The following is a 21,592-nucleotide window of genomic DNA, read 5'->3' on the forward strand; positions in this document are numbered from 1 at the left end:
TTACCCTGCCTGGACTGCCGCAGCGGGTGCTTGTGCTGCCTCAACCGCTTCCTTCGCGCGAAGGCCGTCGTAGATCTCGTTATAACGCAGCACCGGCTGATCCATCGCAAGCATGATCATCTTGCGGCCCGGTACCTTCTGGATCATCGCCTGCTGCGCTTCGATGATTGCCTTGTCCTCGGCGAACGCAGCGTTGGCTATCGCGAATGCGTGTTCCTGCAGATCAGCGCGCTCGACGCCGGGCCCGAAGTTATAGAAGAACATCGATTCCGTGTCATTGATCGGCGTAATCATCTGACACGTGCAGCGGCGGAAGATCGGCTCTTCCGCCGGCTCGCCGTCAACGAGGCGATCCTGTACGCCCGGAGCGTACGAGTGAATCGTCAGGATGAAGACGCCCGGTACCAGGAACGTGCTGATCACGCGGTCGTCGGACGGCACATCGCCGAAGTAAGGATTTGACTGGCGTCCCGAGTGCCAACGGTCGGCACGCACGCCGCGCTCGAGAACCGTAGTGCCGCGCTTCGTCTCGCCCTCCTTCATCAGCTTCAGGCTCTTCATGTTCGAAGCGCCGAAAGTCGATTCGTGAATAAACGGTGCGTGCGACAGATCGAGCAGATTGTCAGCCACAAGTTCCGCGTTGCCCTTCATCACGAACTTCGCGCAGACCATCGCGAATTCGGTGCTGTCCGGGCCCGAGATCGGCGGGATCAGTGATACGTCGGCCCGCTCCGCCTCGCCCATCCAAACCCATGCCGCGCCGTGTTTCTCTTCGATGGGGTAGCTACGGACGCACACCTTTGATGAGATGCGTTCCTGGCCGGGAATTTCCGTACACCGACCATCGGCGGCAAACTTCAGGCCGTGGTACATGCAGCGCAGTTCGTTGCCTTCCTTACGGCCGGCAGTAAGCGGAGCCAGACGGTGCGGGCACAGATCTTCCAGAGCGGCCAGGGTGCCATCTTCTTTACGATAGATCGCCAGCGGCTCGTCCATGAGGGTGAATGGGACGATATCAGTCGCCGAAAACTCGCTCGACCATCCGACCATATACCAGCAATTCCGAAGGAACTTCATTTGCAGTCTCCCTAGAGAGAATCACGAACGGATAAATCGAGCGTACGGTACGACACGGCAAGCCAAACCTTGCTGTACCCGAACCTTGACGAAGAAACCCGATGGACTCGCCCTAAATAGTATTCAATTAAGTATTCTTCATCTTATCCTGTTCTCGGCTACGACAAGACTCGGGAATACCCCTAAATGCCAAAAACCGCGTCCCGTTCGACCAAGACAGGTTGCTGTTTTTACGAACTATCAGTTGAAGTACACGCGCTCAGCGGTCGTGTGGAGCACCTTCTGCCGATCTGCTTCCGACAGGGACAACACGGAGTCTTTTGCCAACTGAACCATGTCCTGATATTCGCCCTTCGACTGAGCGATGTCGGAACCCCACATCACGCGCTCCGCTCCGAACAAGCGAACGACACGCTCAACCACGGGCGCCGAAGGCAGATTGAGCGCCTTCAGTTTCCCGAGGTTGATCATTGAATACAGCAGGTAGACGTTCGGCGAATCGGCGAATTTCAACAGCGATTCATCCACGCCGTAGTCCGGTGCGCCGGACTCGCCGACGATATTCGAGAAGTGGTCGAGGACGATCGGCGTACTCGGGAATAGCTTCACGACCTTTTGCAGTGCGTCGAGTGCCGCCACACGATTCCAGCGGTAGAAGTGCAGACGCACCGAACCACCGAGATCCGACACAGCCGACCATGCACGATAGGCTGCCTTCGATGCGAACCAGCTTGAGTCCGCGCCCTTGTGCGGCTCCGTCAGACGAATGCCGACTGAACGGCGCTTGTCAACCCAGTACCGCACCGTCGCTTCGACGTTGTCGGACAGCGCGTCGATCATGCACAGCGAACGCAGACGATCCGGATACTGCTGGGCCGAGTCAACAACGTAGTCGTTGTGGAAGCCATACAGGTGAGCGCGCTGCACGGCCAATGCGCGCTCCACTCCGTTCGCATCGAGCAACTCGATCAGACGCTCAGCCGTAACCGGATCGTCGAATGCGTTGTCTTCAAGTTTTCCGCTCAAAGGCGACGGCGGATACTTCTCGCGGTTAGTCGAAATCAGGTGGGCGTGACTGTCGATCATGACGTTCCCTTAGTTATAAATTTCAGTCTTACCAGACGATATGGGGCGGCTTACTTCCAGGGGTCCACGCAAACGTGAATTGCACCCTGGACACCACGCCCCGCCGTCGCCAGAATTGCTTCGTGCGTTTGGGCCAGACCGAACGTATGCGAGCACACTTCGTCGATCGGATAACGCCCCGAGCCGATGTAGCGCAGTGCCAGTTCGACTGCGGCATAGCTACGGCCACGCGGTGCACGCACTGTCAAATAGCGTTTTTTAATTTCACCGATGGGAACCTGTTGCTCCAGGCCGTTGAGGCTCAGGTAAGCACCCTTCGCTGCCAGGACGATCGACTGCTTGACGATATCCCCCTTGGGATCGCCTGTTGTATCTACAACGACGTCGACGCCACGGCCCTTCGTGATGCGCATGACTTCGGCTTCAAGATCCTGCTGCTCGACGTCGATCGAATAATCGGCGCTCAACCGGAGAGACAGATCTAGCCGGCTACGATCGCGCGTCATGCCTGCAAGGATCACGGTGTAAGAGCCGGCCGCCTTCGCTGCCAATACGCAGCCCAAGCCTTGCTGGCCAGGGCCGAATACGAGCACGACCTTACCGGGACCGGCGCCGCCATCGAGGCATGCCCACTGGACGCCGTTACCGAACGGCACGGCCAGCGTGGCATGCGTGGCCGTCATGTTTTGGGGAATTTTATGCATCACCGCATTGAGCGGCAGATGCATATACTGCGCGTACCCGCCCCACAAGTGCGGTGCCTTGTTGGCGGTCGACATGCCAAAACGATCGGTGTTCAGTCGATCCTTTACGTTGAAGAAGTCGACCTCCATGCACAGGCGGAAATCGCCCTTCATACACCATTCGCAATGCCAGCAGGGCAGATATTCATGGAGAGCAACGCGGTCGCCGGCCTTAACGCCCCACCGCTTCGCAGCAATCTCACCCACTTCTTCAATGGTTCCGACGTTCTCGTGCCCCATGATGACGGGAACGTGACCCGCCTTACGATACAGCTCCGGATCACTGCCGCCTACGCCGCTGGCTTCGATACGAAGAATTCCCGTTTCCGGTTTCACGATCGGATAGTCGAATTCGCGCAGTTCGGTCGTTTCGACGTCTGTCTTGACTGCCGCGAGTACCTTTTTCGTCATGTTCGTCTCCTGCTGTTTTGATCTCAATTTTTTGAAAATACGCGTCTGGCGTTGCCGCCAAAGATCGCGTTGAGATCATCATCCGGCAACCCGTTAAGTGCGATGCGTGTGAGTGTCAGGGCGTTTGCGTAGCCCTCGCGGCCGCAAACTAGTGGAAAGTCAGAGCCCCACATAAGGCGATTCGCGCCGAAGGCGGTGACCGCTTCGTGGAGAAGCGATGGCGTCGAGTCGCCGAAAGGACGGCCCGAGTGCCACGTTTTCGGATTACGGGGCATCAACTCACCTAGTCCCGGCACCTTAAGCATGACGTTCGGAAACTCCGCCAGCTTGAACACCTCCCGACGGACTGCCAACTGCTCGTCGGACGTGACCGGCGTGCTGGCACCACCCAAGTGTTCGAGGACGATGGCTGTTCCCGCCAACCTGGCGACCATCTCGACGAAGCCCGGGGCATTGAATGTCTCGGCGGACCCCACGCAGCTGACGGGAAGTCCAGTTGCCTGAACCGCTCGCCATGCCCCGGGTAGACGACCATCAGCGAGGCATGCCGACGGTCGCAACCGGATACCTGACACACCTTCGCGCGCCAGATTCTCGATCGTCACCGAAACATCGAGGGCCTCCGCATCGACCCAAGCCACGCTCGCCAGACGGCGCGGATATCGTTTAATGCAATCCTGCTGATATCGGTTGTCCGTCTGCCCAATCATCTGCGTGAGCACCGCGAGATCGACACCGGACTCATTCATCTGATGGAGCAGCGTCTCGACGGGCTCATACCAATGAGGCGAGACGTGAGCGTGGCTGTCAACGATCATGCGAACCTCAAGCCTTGAGAGCGACGTCCGGGTTAAGCGGTACTTGCTCCTTCCACGTGCGGTCGTTCGGGAAGATCACCGTGGAAGCGTGAATCTGGTTCCACGGAATCGTATTCGTCAGTACGCTGGGCAGTTCACCGCTTTCAGCGTATGCGCGGGCCGAGCGGATCATTTGACGACGCCATGCGACGACTGCCACGTCCGACGTGCCGAGGTGTTCCTTCGTGCGGTCGAGAATGCGGCCCTGCGTTTCGCTGACCGCATGGTCCTGCGTCAGGATGCCCTTGATACCCGACATCGACGACGTCTTCATCGCTTCACGGTCCTGCCTGTACCAGTTGTCGATGTTCAGTTCCTTGCGGAAGTTTTCATCGAGCCAGTGGCCGCCTTCCTGAATGCGATATTCGATATCGACCGGTTGCGTTTCGTCGAAGAACCACTGGATGTGCCACGTCGACTGGTCGTCGCGCGGGACAAACGCATTGGCCATGCGACGGTTCTTGCGAACGCCAAAGCCATCGGGCGGGATCAGCGTGAAGAACGGCAGGATCACTTCCGTAACGCGGGCGTGCAGCTTGCCTTCTTCGCGGAAATTGCGGACACCGGCGTAGCGCAGACCGTAGAGCGTGTATTCGACTTCGATCTTCGGGCGAAGATCACGCTCGTGTTCGTACTTCGCCGGTTCCGACCACGGCTGTTCGCGGTGCAAAACGCCTGCATGTGCCGAGTCGATCGTCCCTTCGACGGCCTGAGCGTAATTGCAGTCTTCCAGGACCTTGAATGCTGCAACCTTTTCGGCCGGGTACGACATGAAGTCGAATTCGGGAAACTGCGGAACCTTCGCAGGGTCGCCCATGTACGTCCAGATCACCCCAGCGACTTCGCGCACCGGGTAAGCCACCGCCTTGATACGCGAGCACAGCTTTGATTCTTCCGGTTCGGTCGGGGTATCCTGACACTGGCCGTCAACACCGAACTTCCAGCCGTGGTAGAGGCAACGCAGGCCACCGTCCGAATTGTCGCCGAGCGCGAGCGATGCGCGACGGTGCGGGCACTGTTCTTCGAGCAGCCCGACCTTACCGTCGCTGTCGCGAAACGCAACGAGGTCTTCGCCAAGCAAACGAACGCGGACCGGCTTGCCGCCCGGCTCCTTGACTTCCGACGCAAGCATCGCCGGAATCCAGAACTGACGAATCATGTCGCCGTTCGGGGTGCCTTTACCAACTTGGGTCAGTACGTCATTATCTTCACGGGAAAGCATGTTTGCTCCTGATCTTTATATCTGTGAATGTCCGCGGGGATCTCTCCTCGCTGGCCTTAAACGAGTGAGACGGCCTGCAGCAATCGTTCGCGAGCGTCCACCGTGTTGCTATCGTTGCCGATCAAATCGTGCGCTTCGATAATCAATTTACGTAATGTCACGAGATCCTGTGCCGCTGCAGAATTGTGTGACGCCGCAACGATGTCGCTGTCGAGCAGTCGCCAGACTTCATCCAGTTCGGATTCGCGATAAATCATCTGTTCGAGCTTGTGCGAGCGCTCAACTCGCCTGATTAATTCGCGCAGCGTTTCCGACGAGTAATCCTCGATTGAATGCAGATCATCGACGTTCATGGAAAGCTCCTATTTCTTGGGGCCAGGGCCGAACTTCGAGGGCGCGAGATCGAGTGCCTGGCGACCATAATTCGTCAATGCGCTGTCCCAGGTGAATGCGAAGTGCTGTGCGGCCGAGTTGACGTCGCGCCAGATCCGCTGGAGATCTGACGCGTTGTAGATACTGGTGCCGCCTGCGGCTTCGAACAGACTGTTGACTGCACGACGAGCGACCTGGGCCGAATATGCCCAGTCGCGGGGGATACGTGCCCATTCGAGAGCGGTCAACGAATCCGCGCTCTCCGCCGTGTCAATGCGATGCGTGTCTTCGAGGATCAGCGCACGGGCTGCGTCAATATCAGCCACCGCGTGAGCGAGCCGCTCGATCGTTGCCGATTGCTCTGCCGCCTGTTCGCTGGAAAATGCCTTCAGACGTGGCGACAAACCTTCCGTGAATGAGCGGATAGCAGCGCGGGCGATGCCTAATGGAGCGCCGATGAGCGAGAACGGTGTCACGTTCTGGAACGGCATGCGGTAGATCGGAGCCCGCATCGCATCGGCGCCTTCGACGTTGCCGGTCATCATGTCCCTGACGGAAACGGACCGGTGCGCGGGAATGAATGCCTCTGCGACCTTGATCGTACGGCTACCGGTGCCGCGCAGGCCAGCGGTATGCCAGTCGTCGACAATCTCGATATCCGAGCGCGGGACGACAAAGAAGCGCGGCTCGGGCGGGCCCTCCGGGCGTTGCACTGCGTTCCCGATGATTACCCACTGCACATGGTCGATACCGGAGCAGAAACGCCCTTCGCCGCCGACGAGACGATACCCGCCGTCGACTTCAGTGATCGTACCGCCCAGACGGAAGACGGTGGCCGTGAGCGCATGACCTTCGCCGAGGACGTCGCGTTGTGCTTGCAACGGGAACAGATTCAGCATCCAGCTATGACCGGCGAGGACGCCAAATACCCACCCGGTCGAGCCACAAGCCGATGCGATTTCCGCAGTCACTTCGACCAATGTCGTAAATCCCAATTCGGAACCACCAAACGACTTTGGCGTGATGATATTGAAGAGGCCCGAATCGCGCAGCGCGTCAATGGTTGCTCCAGGCACCACGCGCTCGCTTTCAGTCTGCGCGACTCGCGAACGGATCGCATCATGCATACTGCTGGCTAGAGCGAGGGCTTCCTCGTGACTATTGATACGACTCACAAACTTCTCCTGTAGGACCTGTTGCGCCGCGGCCGGGACCCCGACGTTCCGAATAGCTCTGTTCAATTGCCGGTCAGTGTTCGTTGCGACCATAACGGCCTTCCACGTTCACACGCTCCCTGGCGTCGAGGAACCAGCGATAGTGCCCCCCCTTCGAAATCGGCGGCACGTCATCGGAAATCGTGTACCAGCTTTGGCCGTCGTTCTCCGTCGCGTAGATTTCGCCCGTCGCCGTGCCGGCGATGAGCATGATCCTGTCGTCCCAGTGGTACAGCCCCATGCCCTCGATGTTGCCGAGGACTTCCGCGGGCAGTCCATTACGCATATGTTCCCAGGTGACACCGCCATCGGCGCTACGCAGAACCGTTGCGTTCGCCGACTTCCGTGCACCCCAATCACGCGGAGCATTGCCCGGGCCGCCCAGGTACAGCACGTTTTCGTTGCGCGGATCGATGAACATCGCGTCGGGATACCCGATGGCGCCTTGACGCGTCATCAGATGCACCCAGGACTCACCCGCGTCGGCACTGTAATGCAGGCCTTCGCCGCCGCACATGAACATCTGCGCAGGATTTGACGGACGAATCAGCACGCGGTGGTTGTCGTGGTAGAACTTGTCGTTTTCCGATTCATAGCTACGCGGCTCTGTCCACGTCTTGCCGTCATCGACCGTCTTGAGAAGCGCACCCTGCTCGATACAGACATAGAGCGTCTCAGTCTCGGCAGGATGGAACGCGATGTTCTTCACGTGCGCGACGTGCGGGGGCGGCGGGAATGTCCACTTGTGCTGATCGGGGACCGTCATCATCTCGGGGATTTCGACCCAGTTGGCGCCTAAGTCATCGCTGCGATAGAGTGCGGACGGCTCCGTGCCCAGGAACAGCACCGTGCGGCCGTCGCGCTCCTGCTGAGCCATGGTGTAGATGTGCGTGCTGTTGATGCCGTTGTTGCACGGCTCCCACGTCACACCCAGATCCTTGCTGACCGAAAGACCGCCCTGGCCGTGTGCGCCTGCGAACAGCAGCCCTGCTTTCGGCACATAGAGCAGCGCGCTCACATGGCGATCGTCAAGTGCCTTGCGCGTGAGCCTCCACGGCGCACTGCCGTCGGGACGCTCGAATACCAGCATGCCTCGAATCGTTGCGGCCAACAGCGTCGTTGCCGCAGCTTCACCGTGCGTCACGGTTCCACCGTTAGTGGTCAGAACTGCAATCATCTCTCCTCCTGGGGAATACCCCTGTTATGTCGCCGGTTTTCGGCGGAAACACAGCCTTCAATGCCTTCGCCACGACAACTCACTGCTTTGGCGCCGGAGAGTCTTTGACTTTTTTCTGGCTAGCCCAAATAATATGCAAAAAAGAATTACGCGTCAATGAACCCGCAACACTCGCAGGGTGCGATTCAGGCGTAAGACATTTGGAATAAAGGAAGCGTGATGTGTGATGCTTGCGCACCGTTTGCGCGGTTCCCCGCGCTCTACGATTTTGGAGGTGACATGACCGAGCAACTGAATGAAGTGATGACGCTGCGCTTGAGCGCGATCAACTACCTGGCCCGCAACACCTGGGCCTTCACGTTCGAAGACCCCGCGGGTAATCTGCTGCCGGCGGCTGAACCCGGCTCACACGTTGCAGTGGTGTTGCCGAATGGTCTGACGCGTCAATACTCGCTACTGGAATCGAGCAACAGCCTGACACAGCGATCGTATGTGATCGGTGTCAAACTTGATCCGCAGTCGCGTGGCGGCTCCCGCTACATGCACGAAACGATGCGCGTTGGGGACCTGGTACAGGTCGGTGTACCGCGCAACAATTTCCCGCTGAACGAAGACGCCGCTCATACGGTCCTCGTTGCGGGCGGTATTGGTATTACCCCTATCCTGTGCATGGCGCGACGCCTGAAAGAACTCGGGCAATCACCGCGTATCTATTATTCGTGCCGTGATCGCGTTGACGTCGCGTTCACCGAAGAACTGAAATCATTCGAGCACGCTCTTATCCACGTCGATGCCGAGACTAACGCGTTCCTCAATATCGCGGACATCGTGCAGCGCGAAGGCCAGGACGCTCATTTCTACTGCTGTGGCCCCGGCCCGATGCTTGTGGCGTTCGAAGCCGCCTGTGCTGCGCTTCCCCCGGAACAAATTCACGTCGAATACTTCACCGCCAAGCAAGAAGCCGCCCTCGACGGCAACTTCGTTGTCGAATTGCGCAAGAGCCGTAAAACGCTGACCGTGCCGCAAGGGAAAACTATTCTTGGCGTCGTCCGCGAAGCAGGCGTTCCCGTTTCGTACTCCTGCGAAGAGGGTGTGTGCGGAGCGTGTGAAGTTCGCGTTCTCGAAGGTCAGCCTGATCACCGCGACGCTATTTTGTCTGAGCCCGAAAAGGCTGCCAGCAAGACGATGATCATCTGCTGCTCCGGGTGCAAAGGGGATCGCCTCGTCCTCGATCTCTAAGTAAAACACTGGGCGAGGAGCTCGCCCATCCTCTCACGTTAAGTTAGGAGACAAGCAAGTGATTATCGATTGCCACGGTCACGTCAGCCCGCCCGCCGAGCTCTGGGTCTATAAGGCGCACATCCTCTCGCATCGCGGCGAGCACGGTCGCAAGATGCCGGAAGTGACGGACGAAGAAATTCTCCACTATGCCAACCGCAAGGAAATGGCGCCGGTCGGCCACATCGACATGCTCGACCGCGTGGGCACGAACGTTCAGCTCCTTTCGCCGCGTCCGTTTCAGATGATGCACAGCCAGAAGCCGGGCAAACTCGTGCACTGGTTCACCGAAGAAACCAACAATATCATTTCGCGCACGGTCAAACTGCTGCCGACCCGCTTCATCGGTATCGGCGGTCTGCCGCAAGTCGCGGGCGACCCGATCGAAGTCGTACTGCCGGAGCTCGAGCGCTGCGTCAAAGAGCTCGGCTTCAAGGGCGTGCTGCTCAATCCCGATCCGTTCGAAAACAACGGTAGCGAGGCACCCGGCCTCGGCGACCGCTACTGGTATCCGCTGTACGAAAAGCTATGCGAACTGGACATACCGGCGCATATCCACGCAACGGGTTCGCATTCGGCTCGCACGCCCTACACAGTTCACTTCATTAACGAAGAGACCATCGCCGTTTTTGGCCTCGTCAATTCGAACGTGTTCAAGGACTTCCCGAAGCTGAAGGTGCTAGTCTCGCACGGCGGTGGTTCGGTCCCCTACCAGATCGGCCGTTTCCAGTCGGGCGCAATGCGCGCCGGTCGCGACTTCCTCGAGGGCATGCGTAATCTGTATTACGACACCGTGCTCTACTCGGAAGAGTCGCTGCGTCTGCTGATCAAGACCGTTGGTGCTGACCGCTGCCTGTTCGGCGCCGAGTGCCCTGGCGTTGGTTCGGCAATCAATCCGGCAACAGGTACCACGTTCGACGACATCAAGCCATTCATCCAGGGCTTCGACTGGCTCTCGCAGGACGAGAAGGACAAGATCTTCTTCGGCAACGCCCGCGATCTGTTCAAGCTCAATCTCGCGGACTACCAATAATCCCCGGCGCTGACAGGACCCGAAATCATGGCAAAAATCGTACTGGGAATGGGGACATCGCACGGCCCCATGCTGGTGACGCCGCCTGAGACCTGGGGCGCTCGTGTGCCCGACGATCGACTGAGCAAGCATCACTTCGAAGGCCGCGAATGGTCCTTCGACGAACTCGTCGATTATCGGCGTGCCGAAAACCTCTCGGAACAGATAACGCTCGACGTGTGGACGAAGCGGCACGGTCAGTGTTTGGCCGCAATCGAGGAAATGGCTCATGTTCTGGCGGATGCCAGGCCGGACGTCGTTGTGATTGTTGGCAACGACCAAATGGAGATTTTCGATACTGATTGCATCCCTGCACTCAGTGTCATGTGTGGCCCAACGATCGTCAACAACATGATCAGCCACGAGAAGCTCCAGACGATGCCCCCGGGTGTCCGTCATGCGATGCCCGGCTATATGCCGGACACCGCAACCTACGCTGGCGTTCCCGAACTCGCGAAACACATCATCAAAAGTGCGATGGCCGACAACTTTGACGTCGCGGCCCTTCAGCGCCTTTCGGAACACGAAACGCCTCACGCTTTCGGATTCGTTTTCCGTCAACTGATGAAGGATCAGGTGATCCCGACCGTGCCGCTGCTGGTCAACACGTTCTACCCGCCGAACCAGCCGACGGTCGAGCGTTGCCACGCGTTCGGTCGTTCTGTTGGTCGTGCTATTCAGTCTTGGGATAGCGACGCGCGGGTTGCCGTCATTGCCTCGGGCGGACTGACGCACTTTGTGATCGACGAGCGCGTTGACAACCTGGTGCTCGACGCGATGAAAAGGCACGATTTCGCGCCGGTCTTCGCCCTTGGTGAAGAGATTTTCCAGGCTGGCACTTCCGAAATCAAGAACTGGATTCCTGTAGCGGGAGTGATGGACGAAATCGGGTTCGACATGACGGTGGTCGACTATGTGCCCTGCTATCGGAGCGAAGCCGGTACCGGCAACGCGATGGGCTTCGTGTACTGGAAGCCCCAGGACTGAGAAAAGGACTGTCAAATATGAAAAGCAAAGACGAATTGGTCCATCGCCTTCGTCGGCTGGACTGCTGTGCTGTCTCCGATGCGCTGGACAAACTCGGTTTGACGGGAGTTGTGAGCGGCGTGGCTCAGGCATCGGGCACCCGGCGCATCGCAGGCCGGGTCATTACCATGAAGCTCGGCGTGGGAGACCCGCCTCCGGGACCACCTCGCCACTTGGGCACGACCGCTATCGAACTCGGTGGTGCCGACGACGTGATCGTGGTCGAGCAGCGCACTGGTATCGAAGCCGGTAGCTGGGGCGGCATTCTCTCGTTGGGCGCCAAGGTTCGCTCTATTGCCGGAGTAATCGCCGACGGCCCGGTTCGCGATATCGATGAATCCCGCGAGATGGGTCTGCCGGTGTTCGCGAACGCATTCACCGCCCGCACTGCCCGCGGTCGCATCGTCGAGAAAGGTGTAAACGTCCCCGTCGAAGTCTTCGGTACCGCGGTCGAGGCCGGTGACTATGTCATCGCTGATAGCAGCGCCATCATCTTCATTCGCGCCGCCGACGTTGCACGCGTTGTTGAAACGGCCGAATCGATCGTGGCTCGTGAAGCCCTGATGGCGAAGGCTGTTCTCGCCGGCACTCCCATCAGCAAAGTGATGGGCGGCAACTATGAACTCATGCTGAAGGATTAAAAATGTCCGATATTCAACAAGACAAGAACGTTGCGCGCGCAGCGAAACTGGAGACGGCGACCCTCAGCGACGCACTGGATCGCTTGGGCTTGAACGGTCAGTGCTCGAAGATCAAGCCCCGGGATCCATCCTTCCGCATGGCTGGCCGTGCGTTCACGATTCTCTATGGCCCGGCTGCTTCGCCCTCGGGCACCGTTGGTGACTTCATTGACGACGTGCCGGCCGGCAGCGTGATCGTCCTCGACAACGGTGGCAGGACCGATGCAACAGTTTGGGGCGACATCCTGACCGAAATCGCGCACCGCCGCGGCATCGCCGGTACAGTGATCGACGGTATCAACCGCGACGTCCACCTCTGCCTGTCCCTAGGCTACCCGGTGTTCTCGAAGGACAACTGGATGCGTACGGGCAAGGATCGCGTACAAGTCGAAGCCACGAACGTACCGGTCAATATCGGCGACGTCCGTGTTGCTCCCGGTGACCTTCTACGTGGTGATGCCGACGGCGTGATCTCGATCCCCAAGGAACACGAAGAACGTGTGTTAGCCGCTGCTGAAGAAATCGAGGCGGCAGAAAAAGCAATTCGCGAAGCGGTTGCTTCGGGCATGCGCCTCGACGAGGCGCGCAAGCAGTTCAAGTACCATCACTTGCAAACACGTAACGCGGAGAGTGCAGCATGACCGGTCCACGTTTCAATTCTGACGAGACCACGCGTCTCGACATTCAGCGACCGGACATCGAATTGATCCAGGCGGCGAGCAGATTACCATCTGCAACGCTGCACGAAGCCGCTGGTAAGATCGGTGCGCTGCCGGCCGCAATCCAGCCTGTGGCGCCCGACTTCAAGATTTGCGGGCCTGCTGTGACAGTTCATTCGCCGGGTGGCGACAACCTCTGGCTTCATCGGGCGATCTATGCAGCACAACCCGGTGATGTTCTGGTCGTTTCTGTAAGCGATGCGTATGAACATGGGTACTGGGGCGAAATCATGTCAACGGCTGCGAAGGTTCGTGGCCTCGCCGGCCTCGTCATCAACGGCTGTGTTCGTGATCAGCGGTTGCTATCCGAAATCGGATTCCCGGTTTTCTCCCGTGGACTGTGTATTCGCGGCACAGGAAAGGATTTCGGCGCACGTGGCTGGATCAACGCACCGACACGGTTCGACGACGTGACGGTGAACGCAGGCGATCTGATTGTTGCCGACGAAGACGGCGTCGTTTGCATTCCGCGAGAGCAGGCAGCGCAGGCAATCATCGCTGCGGAAGCGCGTGAAGCAGCAGAAGCCGAACAATTGAAACGACTCGGGGTGGGTGAGAGTACGCTCAGCATTTTCGGCTGGCTCTGATTACAAGCACGAGGCGTGCTTGCTTCCAATGGGGGCGGGATTGACCGCGGGGGCAGCTGATATCGTTCATCGCATTTCAGCGTCCTCTTCGTCCTTCAGTTGAGCGAATGCCACGATCGACAGTAAAGACAACGCCCCGACGATGAAGAACGTCGCGGGAAAATCGCGGAACGTCAGCCGTTCTGCACTATGACCATGGACGTGCGCCGTAACCGTCAGGCATGACGTACACAGCGCGACACCGAAACTGATCGAAGTTTGTTGCATCATCGTCGACAGCGCAGTTGCTTTACTCATTAGATTTTGAGGCACACCCAAAAAGCCCATCGTGTTCATAGAGATCATGCCCAATGCGTTAGCGATCCCGGCAATGAACAGAACGACGAACATAAAATAAATGGATGTGTTTGGGGTAAACAATCCGTAGCAGGCGAACGTCGTCCCCGTCAATGCGGTGGCCACGATCAGGATCGGTTTGAACCCGAATGCATGAATCGCATGCCGCATAATCGGACGCACACAGAATGCGCCGATTGCAAGCCACGCACCCATCAAGCCAGCCTGAACAGGCGTGAAGCCGAGCCCAACTTGCAACAGCACCGGGATAAAAACGGGAGCGGAGCCAACTGCCAGACGAACCGGTATCCCACCGACAGTTGCCGCACGAAACGCTTTATATCCAAAGATCTTGAGGGGAATGATGACATCGACGCGGTCCCGACTATGGATCACATACGCCACAGCGGCCGCAAGTCCGAGGCCTGTAACGACAATCGTAACCGTCAGCGGCACGAAAGTGTGGCCGGCCGTCTCCAGGCCGAAGACGACGCCCGAAAGCGCTATCGCCATCAAAACGAATCCCCTGAAGTCAAATCGGTCGACTTTTTCGGAGCGCGAGTCAGGCACGAACTTCAGCGATAGCAGGATGCCCAAAACGCCGAAAGGGACATTGAGCAGGAAAATCCACCGCCAGGAGGTCAGCGTCACGATGAGGCCCCCGAGAAGCGGTCCAACGACGCGTCCAATCGATCCTGGGACAGTGAACCACACCATCGCCACTACCAGTTGCGCGGGCGGGATACTGCGCAGCAGAATCAGACGTCCCACCGGCACCATCATGGCACCGCCCAATCCTTGAAAAATCCGGAACAATACGACTTGGGTAATCGATGTGGCCGCACCGCAGAACGCGGATGCCAGCGAGAAAATAGCGACCGCTGAGCAGAAAACTTTCCGGGTACCGAACCGATCTGCGAGCCATCCACTCGCGGGAAGAAACAATGCGAGACTTAGAAGATACGCTGTGATAGCGAAGTTGAGGTGGAGGATCTCAACGTGTAGAGAACTGGCGATCGATTGAAGTGCCGTACCCAATATAGAAGTATCGAGACTCTGCAAAAACATCGGCACCGCGACGATCATTGGAATCAATCTTGCGTGATTTGATGTAGCGCAGTGGGATGACTCCGAAATCGCCTCGGAGTCCATCACATCATCAAGTTTCGACTTATCCTCAATCACTGGGTTGTTGAAAGCATTGCGATCTGATGTCGATAAATATCGACAATCTCAGGGTCGTAATTATGGAAAAACTGGCGTCTGACGGATTCAGTCATTGCTGCCATCTTCGCGATCTCTTTCGGCGAAATTTTATAAATCCTCATACCGTGACGTGCAAGTTCCAGACGATCGGTCATCGCCTCTTCCCGAATTAAATCGCGTTCGTAGCGTCCAGCCTCTACCGCAGCACTTCGTAAAACGCGTTGATCTCGAACCGACAATTTCTGCCAGACCGACGAGTTCGCAACTACCGCAATCGCACTATACGAGTGATTCGTAACCGAAATGGCAGACTGGACGTCATACAGGTGCCCGGCGAGGATTTGCGAGTCAAAGTTATCTTCGGCCTCTACCTGCCCGTTCTTCAGCGATTCGAACATCTTCGGATACGGAATACCGACGACATTGGCGCCCAAGGCCTTAAACGTCTCGATGAAAGCGGGTTCCGGAATGACACGAACGGGCCTGTTCGTCAAATCGTGCGCGGATACAAATGGGATGCCCGACGTCGTTATTTGACGGAATCCATTCTCCCACCAGGCCAATCCCGTCAGGCCATGACCGTTGAGGCGCGACAGCAGAGTCTGGCCGAACTGCCCGTCTAGAAGTTCATGCGCTTCGCGATCTCCGTGGACGACGAATGGAAGATCCATGATTTCGAATTCGGGCACCAGGTGGCGTAGGGCGGGAGTGACGAGCAACATCATGTCGGGCCTGCCGATGCCGCCTGCCTGCAGGGCCTTGATTTGATCCTCAGGCGAACCGGGAATGGTATCCTGGCTGACAGTCACTATCAGACGACCGTTCGATTTCCTCTTTACGATCTGAGCGAACTTGATCATACCGCGCATCGTCGGCTGGTCTGACGTCACATGCGGTCGATATTCGGCAATACTGATGGTTTGAACAGGCTGCGCGTGCGCCACGAAAGGTTGCACGAGCAACAGCGCCCCCAATAAGAAACCCATCGTATCGCTGGAGATGCGGTACAACGACCCGCCTTTTTTAAAATGGCGTGCAACTCTCTTCATCAGATATTCCCTTAAACAAAAAAAGCTACGTCGCTGCCACCGCAGCAACGTAGCTAACCCTCACTCTGGGAGACACCGGATCAGAACTTGTGAGAGATACCGACACCGACAATGCGTTGGCTGGAATCCGATTCGAGAGGCGACGGCAGACCGCCCGGCAGGAACGCCGTCTGGTGAGCGTTACCGCTGTTCCACAACTGCTTGGCGAAAGCGTACAACGACGTCGATTTCGAGAGGAAATACATGTAGTCGATCGCCACTGCCGTCAAGTCCCAGCTGCCATTCTTCTGCCCGCTGTTCATCTTGCCGCCACCGATACGAATCTGGCTTTCCGTATTGATCGGGATCGCTGCCCCAAGCGTCCAGCCCTTATCGGCGTCGAAACCCATGACGTTACGGTACATGAACGTACCGTAAAGCGTCGCGTACTTGATGTTATACGAAACGCCGATATCGGCTTCGTTCTGCGCTGACGTCGCGGGCGTCAAGCCATCCCCCGGACCAACGCGCGCAAGCAGCACTCCGGTCGTCAGCGGACCTTGGGCGTAGTAGAGTCCCAACACGTTGTAGCTCGGCGAGTTGTCGGTATCTGCCGATCCGAACGAGTAGGTGTACTGCGCATTGAAACCGTGGATGTTCGGCGTCTCGTACGAGAGCGTATTCGGTAGACGACCCGGATCACGTTCGTTGTTACCAACGAACGGACGCGGCTGGTCAGCGACGAGCGAACCGAGAACGGACGCTGGGGCAATCATCATTACATCGTATTGCGACGCCCAGTTGTAACCGGCCGTCTCGATGAGACCCATCTTGACCGTACCGTACGTCTGGTTGGACATACCGACGTATGCACGACGGTCAAAAAAAGCCCCCGGCGTGGGCGAGTCCGACTGCCCATTGCTGGCCAGAAATCCCGCTTCGAGGTTGAAGATGACCTTCGTACCGCCGCCGATATCTTCACTTCCGATCAAACCGATACGGTTGCCGTGCATTCCTGCATCGCTCAATGCCGTAAGGTGCTGCCCCCCGCCGCTCATGTTTTCCACGAACTCATCGACTACGCCGTATAGCGTTACGCTCGATTGTGCATGTGCTGCACAGGAGAGAAGCGCCGCCGCTCCCAATGCAGATCCTTTAACGTATCTCCTCACCTTGTCACCTCTTTTCTATTAATTTAAACAGCTGCTTCAGCAAGCGGTCGCCTGATTAAGCGACGTCCGACCTGAAGATGTTGGGCAATTTTTTCCAATCGCCGATGCGGCCGACCGTCGGCTTGAACGTCATCATTGGCAGGTAGTAGCGGACGTACCAAACCATCAGCACCAGGTTCATGTACAGACAGCCAACGCCCATGTATGGCGTTAAAATCTTGTCGAAGCGATGGTTCAACACGATCGCGTTGTACCAAACGACGAACGACACGGGCAGGAGCATAAGCAGGCCGACCGGTACAAAGACACCAAGAACCAGGGACAGGCCACCCAAGATTTCGCAGGTCTTCACGATATGGAAGAAGTGCGTGTGAACCATCGTTACCAGCAGTTCGTTCGACGCCGGAAGCGTGCCGAACGGCTGCGGGAAGATCGGCGACATGCCCAGAACCGTCCGCCAGTAGCTGGTGCCGCTGACACACATCCAGCCACCGAGATAGAGGCGGCAAAACGTCAGGATGACTTTGCCCACGAGCTGGGGCATCGTTTTGCGATCATCGTTATGCATAGTGTGTTTTCGCTCTTTCGTTGCTTAGTTCGCCGCCGGTCGTTGCACCGCTGCCGGTTGCGCAATGCGATCGTGCCGGATGATCCATCCAGAACCGCTGATCTCGTACAGATCCACGACGTCTTGTGCAGGTTGGCCTCGGGTCGCACCGACAGTGTGATAGACCGCTACGTCCATGCCTTCGACGACGATCTTCCTGACTTCGTCGGGAATCGGTGCGCCGTCCTGATGGTCGATCGTATTCGGTGCGTTATCGACGGCCTTTTCCGAGAAGTACGTCTTGTATGCCTCGACGCCCTTTCCTTGCGTGTAGGCTTCGTTCATGAACTCCTGAACGATGTCACCGGGCAACTTGCCGGTACCTGCGTGCCAGTGCCAGCGCGGATCCGTATGCAGGCCGTATGCGATCTGCGCCACGAAACAGAACCCGAGAATTGCAGTGGCGACGCGTCCCGGAATACTGTCCAGCCACTTGTTAATCTGTGTGGCTCTATCCGCCGACGAGACACTCCCTTGAACATCTGTCATCCTGCCTCTCCTTGAAAGCATTGTAAAAAGCGAAACGCTTCGGCTGCGACGTTTGCATGCGTCTTTGTATTTAATTTAGCCTAACGCATCGTATAACGAGCCTCACCCTCGGTAAACGTCGGGATTACCCCATTTGACTAATGCGTCAGTGGGATGCTTTTTGCGCGTACACCATTGAGTAATCGGAAGAAATATTCAGTTGCCCCCCCACTCACGAAGTCGCGTAAGGGGTTGCGCGTCGGGCGTCACGCCGCGTGGAGCCCTTCCCCCGGGCTGGAGAGGATCACGAGCCGAACGATCACCGACCCTGTGAAGTTGCGCGACGAGCTTGACCAGATGTTTCGACGAGGCTACGCCGTATCGGACGGCGAACGGGTGCCCGGCATGGGCACGCTCGCAGTTCCGGTGGTTACCCATTCAGGTCAGATCGTTGCCGCGATAGGCAATGCATTTCCAACGCGAATGGTGTTTGTCGATGACCGCGAATACCATGTGAAGATTCTCAAGAGTGGCGCGCGATCTCTTGTAGAGTTAATCGAGGGTCCGACTCTCCCGCATCGGGCAGGCTGAACGAAGGCTCGGGCACTACGCCAATCGGGCCTTAGTCTCAATGAACGTTGCGGAGACGGGTTTTCGGGGCTTTGCACGTGTCAGCAGCGGCGCGGAGACGCAAAATCGCGTCGTCGTCCGTACGGTGAAGCCCGCACGCGGGGGTATTTCGATGATGAATCCGCGGCGAATGCCGATGACCCCGTGCTGGCGTCGGTGCCGGCCGAACGCCGCACGACGCGAAGAACGCGCCGGCAGCATCGTGTATCGCTTCGACAGCCAGATCGGCCAAGCACACTCACGACGAGCGTCGTGTCAATATCGCGTGCGGACAGCGACCCGATGACCGGTAACGCGTAGTCGGCCAGCGTGCTCTCCCATTGCCCGGCGTGCTTGCTGCTTTTCCACCCCGCACGGTTGGCCCTGATGAACGCTCTGGCACACTCATCGAATGTCCTGCCGCGCGCAGCTATTGCCCGCTGATCTGTGCACTCCGCACGCCGTGCCTCGATCGGGTCGATGCCTTCCAGAACCATCTTGCGGTATCGCGATGGGCCTCTCCACCCTCTATCTGGCAGCCGCATTGCGCGACACGGGAGGCGGCCATCTGATCGGCACCGAGCTGGAACCCGCCAAAGCGGCGCGCGCCGTAACCCATCTCGAAGCCGCCGGCCTCGCGGATCTCGTTGAAATCCGCGTGGGCGATGCGCGCGAAACCCTCGTCAACGTACCCGGCGAGATCGATCTGGTCCTGCTCGACGGAGCGTTCAGTCTGTACCTGCCCGTGTTGAATCTGCTCGAACCGCGTCTGCGCAATGGCGCATTGATCCTCGCGGAGAATGCATTCGATTGCGGCAACGCTTACCTGGACTATGTTCGTAATCCGGCCAATGGATATCTTTCGCAGTCCATTCCAATCAGTGAAGGCCGGGGTAACGAATTCACCCTCGTGACGGACCGTCCCCAAGGGTGAGCGCTTCCCTTGCCTTGTACAACGAGCGATCCTCGTAGTTGAACGCGGCACCGGCAGCCGTCTGGATGATCTTGCCGTTCTCGAGGCGCACCACCTTGTCGGCAACGTCGAAATAGCGGTCGTCGTGCGATACGACGATCAGCGTCTTGCCCTGCCGCTTCAACTCCGGCAGAAACTCGGTGTAGAAGACACGCCGGAAGGTAGGGTCCTGATCGGCCGCCCATTCGTCGAACATCATCACGGGACGCTGTTCGAGCATCGCGTGTATCAGCGCGAGGCGCTTGCGTTGGCCAGTCGAAAGATCGACGGTCGAAAACGCCCCGTCCTTGATCTGCACCTTGTGGGCAATTTCAAGCTGCTTCAGGTACGCCTCGGCACGCGCGAGCAGCGCGGGGTCGCGGACCACGAGGTCGTCGAACAGGTGGTAGTCGGAGAACACGGCCGAGAAAATCTGCCGGTAGCCGTCCATCTGCCCGGGCGTCACCGGCTGACCGTTCAGGCAGAGCGCACCCTGATCGGCGGGATAAAGTCCGAGCAGCAGCTTGATGAGCGTCGTTTTTCCGCTGCCGTTCTCCCCGATCACGAACAGCGTCTCTCCGCGCTCGATCTTCAGATCGACGGGGCCAAGCTCGAACGGCAGTTGCTCGCCTATCGAGGGAAACGTCCACGTCGCGCCGCGCAATTCGATGCTGTGCAGTTCCGGCAACGAGCTTGCCGCGCTTGCGGCGTCGAGCAGGCGCGTCTCGCGGTTCGTGAACTGCGACGAGAGCTCCGCAATGCGCTGAAACGAAATACGCGCCTGGCTCACGGCGGGCAGCGCGCCAGCGAGCGTTTCGACAGGCCCGCGCACGTATAGCAGCACGATCACGAAACCGCTCACAACGCTCCCCTGCACGCCGAGGCGAGTCTGAAGCAGCAGGATCGCACCGATTGCGAGGAAGAACAGCGTCATCCCCAGCGCGCTGGACCCATAGAACAAGCGCATGGCGCGTATCTTCAGATCCGCGATCTGATCGGCGGCACTCGAAAGCAGCGTGCCATACACGCGAAGGCGGCGGTCCTGATTGACGCGCAACTCCTTAGCGCCCTCGGTAATGGCGCGATACTGCTTCTGCAACTCGTCCTGCGCGCCCCGCACACCCTTGTAATAGCGGCCCCACTGCATCATCGCGTACTGGTTGATCAGCACGCCGACGACGATCGCAACCGCTGCGATCACGAACAGCAGCGGCGAGAGGAACAACAGGTACGCCACGCATCCCGTCGTAACGGCCAGCGCCACCGCATAGGTCGGGAAGCTGTACGTGAACGCGCTGACCGTTTCGACGTCGCTGTTCAAGGTCGAGATCAGACGATGGATGCGGTAGCGCTCGATCGCCGCTATCGGCGCGCACACGATTCTCGCCGAAATGTCCTTGCGCAGCACGGCAATGATTCTCTGCCCGATCACGCTGTTGCCGATGCCCGCGGCTGCATTGCACGACAGCGTGACCGCGCACAGTGCGAGGAACTTGACGACCATGCCCGTGGTTACGCCGCCCGTTGCATGCAGCCCCTCGTTGATCGTTGCAAGCAGCCACGCCGTGCACAGGCCGCCGACAATGCCGAGCACCGTTGCGAACAGCATCGTCGGCCAGAATGGGCGTAGCAGGCGGAAGATCTCTCTCGATCCCGTGGAGGACGGCTGTGCCGGGTCCTGTTTCATCTGGTT

21 protein-coding genes and 3 pseudogenes are annotated in these 21,592 nt (G+C 58.3%); 9 read left to right on the forward strand and 15 right to left on the reverse strand.

The window, feature by feature from the left end; all coding sequences use genetic code 11:
- From BFE01S_RS29085 to BFE01S_RS29120, 8 genes are all read right to left on the reverse strand, one after another.
- The gene (locus tag BFE01S_RS29085; protein ID WP_028228530.1) at window positions 1–1,077 is read right to left on the reverse strand and encodes an aromatic ring-hydroxylating dioxygenase subunit alpha; all 1,077 of its coding nucleotides are present in this window, start codon (window positions 1,075–1,077) and stop codon (window positions 1–3) included.
- A gap of 240 nt (window positions 1,078–1,317) precedes the next feature.
- Window positions 1,318–2,163, reverse strand: coding sequence for an amidohydrolase family protein (locus BFE01S_RS29090; RefSeq protein ID WP_028228531.1), 846 nt, complete (start codon window positions 2,161–2,163; stop codon window positions 1,318–1,320).
- A 50-nt stretch (window positions 2,164–2,213) separates the two neighbouring features.
- A complete protein-coding gene (locus BFE01S_RS29095) occupies window positions 2,214–3,317 on the reverse strand; it encodes a zinc-dependent alcohol dehydrogenase (RefSeq protein WP_028228532.1) in 1,104 nt (367 codons plus the stop codon).
- 23 nt (window positions 3,318–3,340) lie between these two features.
- Window positions 3,341–4,135, reverse strand: a complete 795-nt coding sequence (locus BFE01S_RS29100) for an amidohydrolase family protein (protein ID WP_028228533.1) — start codon at window positions 4,133–4,135, stop codon at window positions 3,341–3,343.
- 7 nt (window positions 4,136–4,142) lie between these two features.
- Window positions 4,143–5,396, reverse strand: a complete 1,254-nt coding sequence (locus tag BFE01S_RS29105) for a Rieske 2Fe-2S domain-containing protein (protein WP_028228534.1) — start codon at window positions 5,394–5,396, stop codon at window positions 4,143–4,145.
- Window positions 5,397–5,452: 56 nt separating this feature from the next.
- A complete protein-coding gene (locus BFE01S_RS29110) occupies window positions 5,453–5,749 on the reverse strand; it encodes a hypothetical protein (RefSeq protein ID WP_028228535.1) in 297 nt (98 codons plus the stop codon).
- 9 nt (window positions 5,750–5,758) lie between these two features.
- Window positions 5,759–6,943 (reverse strand): acyl-CoA dehydrogenase family protein, encoded by a 1,185-nt coding sequence (locus tag BFE01S_RS29115; protein WP_028228536.1) that lies wholly within the window; start codon window positions 6,941–6,943, stop codon window positions 5,759–5,761.
- Between the two features lie 73 nt (window positions 6,944–7,016).
- Window positions 7,017–8,159 carry a WD40/YVTN/BNR-like repeat-containing protein gene (locus BFE01S_RS29120; protein ID WP_028228537.1) on the reverse strand — a complete coding sequence of 381 codons (1,143 nt, stop codon included), beginning with the start codon at window positions 8,157–8,159 and terminating at the stop codon, window positions 7,017–7,019.
- Between the two features lie 279 nt (window positions 8,160–8,438).
- Here BFE01S_RS29120 and BFE01S_RS29125 point away from each other — a divergent pair, with 279 nt between their 5' ends.
- From BFE01S_RS29125 to BFE01S_RS29150, 6 genes are read left to right on the forward strand one after another with little or no spacing between them, the layout of a single operon-like run.
- On the forward strand, window positions 8,439–9,398 hold the full coding sequence (locus tag BFE01S_RS29125; protein ID WP_028228538.1) for a PDR/VanB family oxidoreductase: 960 nt from the start codon (window positions 8,439–8,441) through the stop codon (window positions 9,396–9,398).
- A 58-nt stretch (window positions 9,399–9,456) separates the two neighbouring features.
- Complete coding sequence (locus tag BFE01S_RS29130; RefSeq protein ID WP_028228539.1) at window positions 9,457–10,470, forward strand: amidohydrolase family protein; 1,014 nt, start codon at window positions 9,457–9,459, stop codon at window positions 10,468–10,470.
- Window positions 10,471–10,497: 27 nt separating this feature from the next.
- On the forward strand, window positions 10,498–11,496 hold the full coding sequence (locus BFE01S_RS29135; RefSeq protein WP_028228540.1) for a DODA-type extradiol aromatic ring-opening family dioxygenase: 999 nt from the start codon (window positions 10,498–10,500) through the stop codon (window positions 11,494–11,496).
- Window positions 11,497–11,513: 17 nt separating this feature from the next.
- Window positions 11,514–12,176, forward strand: a complete 663-nt coding sequence (locus BFE01S_RS29140) for an RraA family protein (RefSeq protein WP_028228541.1) — start codon at window positions 11,514–11,516, stop codon at window positions 12,174–12,176.
- 2 nt (window positions 12,177–12,178) lie between these two features.
- Window positions 12,179–12,856 carry an RraA family protein gene (locus BFE01S_RS29145; RefSeq protein WP_028228542.1) on the forward strand — a complete coding sequence of 226 codons (678 nt, stop codon included), beginning with the start codon at window positions 12,179–12,181 and terminating at the stop codon, window positions 12,854–12,856.
- Window positions 12,853–13,521 (forward strand): 4-carboxy-4-hydroxy-2-oxoadipate aldolase/oxaloacetate decarboxylase, encoded by a 669-nt coding sequence (locus BFE01S_RS29150; RefSeq protein ID WP_028228543.1) that lies wholly within the window; start codon window positions 12,853–12,855, stop codon window positions 13,519–13,521. The genes BFE01S_RS29145 and BFE01S_RS29150 overlap by 4 nt, the downstream gene beginning before the upstream one ends.
- 66 nt (window positions 13,522–13,587) lie before the next feature.
- Here BFE01S_RS29150 and BFE01S_RS29155 read toward each other — a convergent pair whose 3' ends face one another.
- From BFE01S_RS29155 to BFE01S_RS29175, 5 genes are all read right to left on the reverse strand, one after another.
- The gene (locus BFE01S_RS29155) at window positions 13,588–15,042 is read right to left on the reverse strand and encodes a DHA2 family efflux MFS transporter permease subunit (RefSeq protein ID WP_245621221.1); all 1,455 of its coding nucleotides are present in this window, start codon (window positions 15,040–15,042) and stop codon (window positions 13,588–13,590) included.
- Window positions 15,039–16,112: a TRAP transporter substrate-binding protein DctP gene (gene dctP / locus BFE01S_RS29160; RefSeq protein ID WP_245621222.1), complete on the reverse strand. Its 1,074-nt coding sequence runs from the start codon at window positions 16,110–16,112 to the stop codon at window positions 15,039–15,041. The genes BFE01S_RS29155 and dctP overlap by 4 nt, the downstream gene beginning before the upstream one ends.
- Before the next feature lie 80 nt (window positions 16,113–16,192).
- A complete protein-coding gene (locus tag BFE01S_RS29165) occupies window positions 16,193–17,263 on the reverse strand; it encodes a porin (RefSeq protein ID WP_084170219.1) in 1,071 nt (356 codons plus the stop codon).
- 55 nt (window positions 17,264–17,318) lie between these two features.
- A complete protein-coding gene (locus BFE01S_RS29170) occupies window positions 17,319–17,807 on the reverse strand; it encodes a DoxX family membrane protein (protein WP_245621223.1) in 489 nt (162 codons plus the stop codon).
- A 48-nt stretch (window positions 17,808–17,855) separates the two neighbouring features.
- The gene (locus tag BFE01S_RS29175) at window positions 17,856–18,359 is read right to left on the reverse strand and encodes a hypothetical protein (RefSeq protein ID WP_042338930.1); all 504 of its coding nucleotides are present in this window, start codon (window positions 18,357–18,359) and stop codon (window positions 17,856–17,858) included.
- 153 nt (window positions 18,360–18,512) lie between these two features.
- Between BFE01S_RS29175 and BFE01S_RS46300 the strand changes: the two genes are divergently transcribed.
- A complete protein-coding gene (locus tag BFE01S_RS46300; RefSeq protein ID WP_084170220.1) occupies window positions 18,513–18,929 on the forward strand; it encodes an IclR family transcriptional regulator domain-containing protein in 417 nt (138 codons plus the stop codon).
- 43 nt (window positions 18,930–18,972) lie between these two features.
- A pseudogene (locus BFE01S_RS46645) lies at window positions 18,973–19,268 on the forward strand (hypothetical protein); the annotation flags it as partial.
- Here BFE01S_RS46645 and BFE01S_RS46650 read toward each other — a convergent pair.
- Window positions 19,199–19,492: pseudogene (locus BFE01S_RS46650) on the reverse strand (phage integrase central domain-containing protein); the annotation flags it as partial. The pseudogenes BFE01S_RS46645 and BFE01S_RS46650 overlap by 70 nt on opposite strands.
- Here BFE01S_RS46650 and BFE01S_RS40610 point away from each other — a divergent pair.
- Window positions 19,450–19,881, forward strand: a pseudogene (locus tag BFE01S_RS40610) (O-methyltransferase); the annotation flags it as partial. The pseudogenes BFE01S_RS46650 and BFE01S_RS40610 overlap by 43 nt on opposite strands.
- Here the strand turns inward: BFE01S_RS40610 and BFE01S_RS40615 are convergent.
- The gene (locus BFE01S_RS40615; protein ID WP_042338947.1) at window positions 19,850–21,586 is read right to left on the reverse strand and encodes a cyclic peptide export ABC transporter; all 1,737 of its coding nucleotides are present in this window, start codon (window positions 21,584–21,586) and stop codon (window positions 19,850–19,852) included. The pseudogene BFE01S_RS40610 and the gene BFE01S_RS40615 sit on opposite strands and share 32 nt — an antisense overlap.
- Window positions 21,587–21,592 lie beyond the last annotated feature (6 nt).

It is taken from the genome of Paraburkholderia ferrariae NBRC 106233, from assembly GCF_000685035.1.
Taxonomy (GTDB): domain Bacteria; phylum Pseudomonadota; class Gammaproteobacteria; order Burkholderiales; family Burkholderiaceae; genus Paraburkholderia; species Paraburkholderia ferrariae.

Bases quoted from the DNA above. Each gene is read 5' to 3' on its own strand.
- BFE01S_RS29085 (WP_028228530.1), bottom strand. From the start codon at position 1,077: ATGAAGTTCCTTCGGAATTGCTGGTATATGGTCGGATGGTCGAGCGAG.
- BFE01S_RS29090 (WP_028228531.1), bottom strand. From the start codon at position 2,163: ATGATCGACAGTCACGCCCACCTGATTTCGACTAACCGCGAGAAGTAT.
- BFE01S_RS29095 (WP_028228532.1), bottom strand. From the start codon at position 3,317: ATGACGAAAAAGGTACTCGCGGCAGTCAAGACAGACGTCGAAACGACC.
- BFE01S_RS29100 (WP_028228533.1), bottom strand. From the start codon at position 4,135: ATGATCGTTGACAGCCACGCTCACGTCTCGCCTCATTGGTATGAGCCC.
- BFE01S_RS29105 (WP_028228534.1), bottom strand. From the start codon at position 5,396: ATGCTTTCCCGTGAAGATAATGACGTACTGACCCAAGTTGGTAAAGGC.
- BFE01S_RS29110 (WP_028228535.1), bottom strand. From the start codon at position 5,749: ATGAACGTCGATGATCTGCATTCAATCGAGGATTACTCGTCGGAAACG.
- BFE01S_RS29120 (WP_028228537.1), bottom strand. From the start codon at position 8,159: ATGATTGCAGTTCTGACCACTAACGGTGGAACCGTGACGCACGGTGAA.
- BFE01S_RS29125 (WP_028228538.1), top strand. From the start codon at position 8,439: ATGACCGAGCAACTGAATGAAGTGATGACGCTGCGCTTGAGCGCGATC.
- BFE01S_RS29135 (WP_028228540.1), top strand. From the start codon at position 10,498: ATGGCAAAAATCGTACTGGGAATGGGGACATCGCACGGCCCCATGCTG.
- BFE01S_RS29140 (WP_028228541.1), top strand. From the start codon at position 11,514: ATGAAAAGCAAAGACGAATTGGTCCATCGCCTTCGTCGGCTGGACTGC.
- BFE01S_RS29145 (WP_028228542.1), top strand. From the start codon at position 12,179: ATGTCCGATATTCAACAAGACAAGAACGTTGCGCGCGCAGCGAAACTG.
- BFE01S_RS29150 (WP_028228543.1), top strand. From the start codon at position 12,853: ATGACCGGTCCACGTTTCAATTCTGACGAGACCACGCGTCTCGACATT.
- dctP (WP_245621222.1), bottom strand. From the start codon at position 16,112: ATGAAGAGAGTTGCACGCCATTTTAAAAAAGGCGGGTCGTTGTACCGC.
- BFE01S_RS29170 (WP_245621223.1), bottom strand. From the start codon at position 17,807: ATGCCCCAGCTCGTGGGCAAAGTCATCCTGACGTTTTGCCGCCTCTAT.
- BFE01S_RS29175 (WP_042338930.1), bottom strand. From the start codon at position 18,359: ATGACAGATGTTCAAGGGAGTGTCTCGTCGGCGGATAGAGCCACACAG.
- BFE01S_RS46300 (WP_084170220.1), top strand. From the start codon at position 18,513: ATGCTTTTTGCGCGTACACCATTGAGTAATCGGAAGAAATATTCAGTT.
- BFE01S_RS40615 (WP_042338947.1), bottom strand. From the start codon at position 21,586: ATGAAACAGGACCCGGCACAGCCGTCCTCCACGGGATCGAGAGAGATC.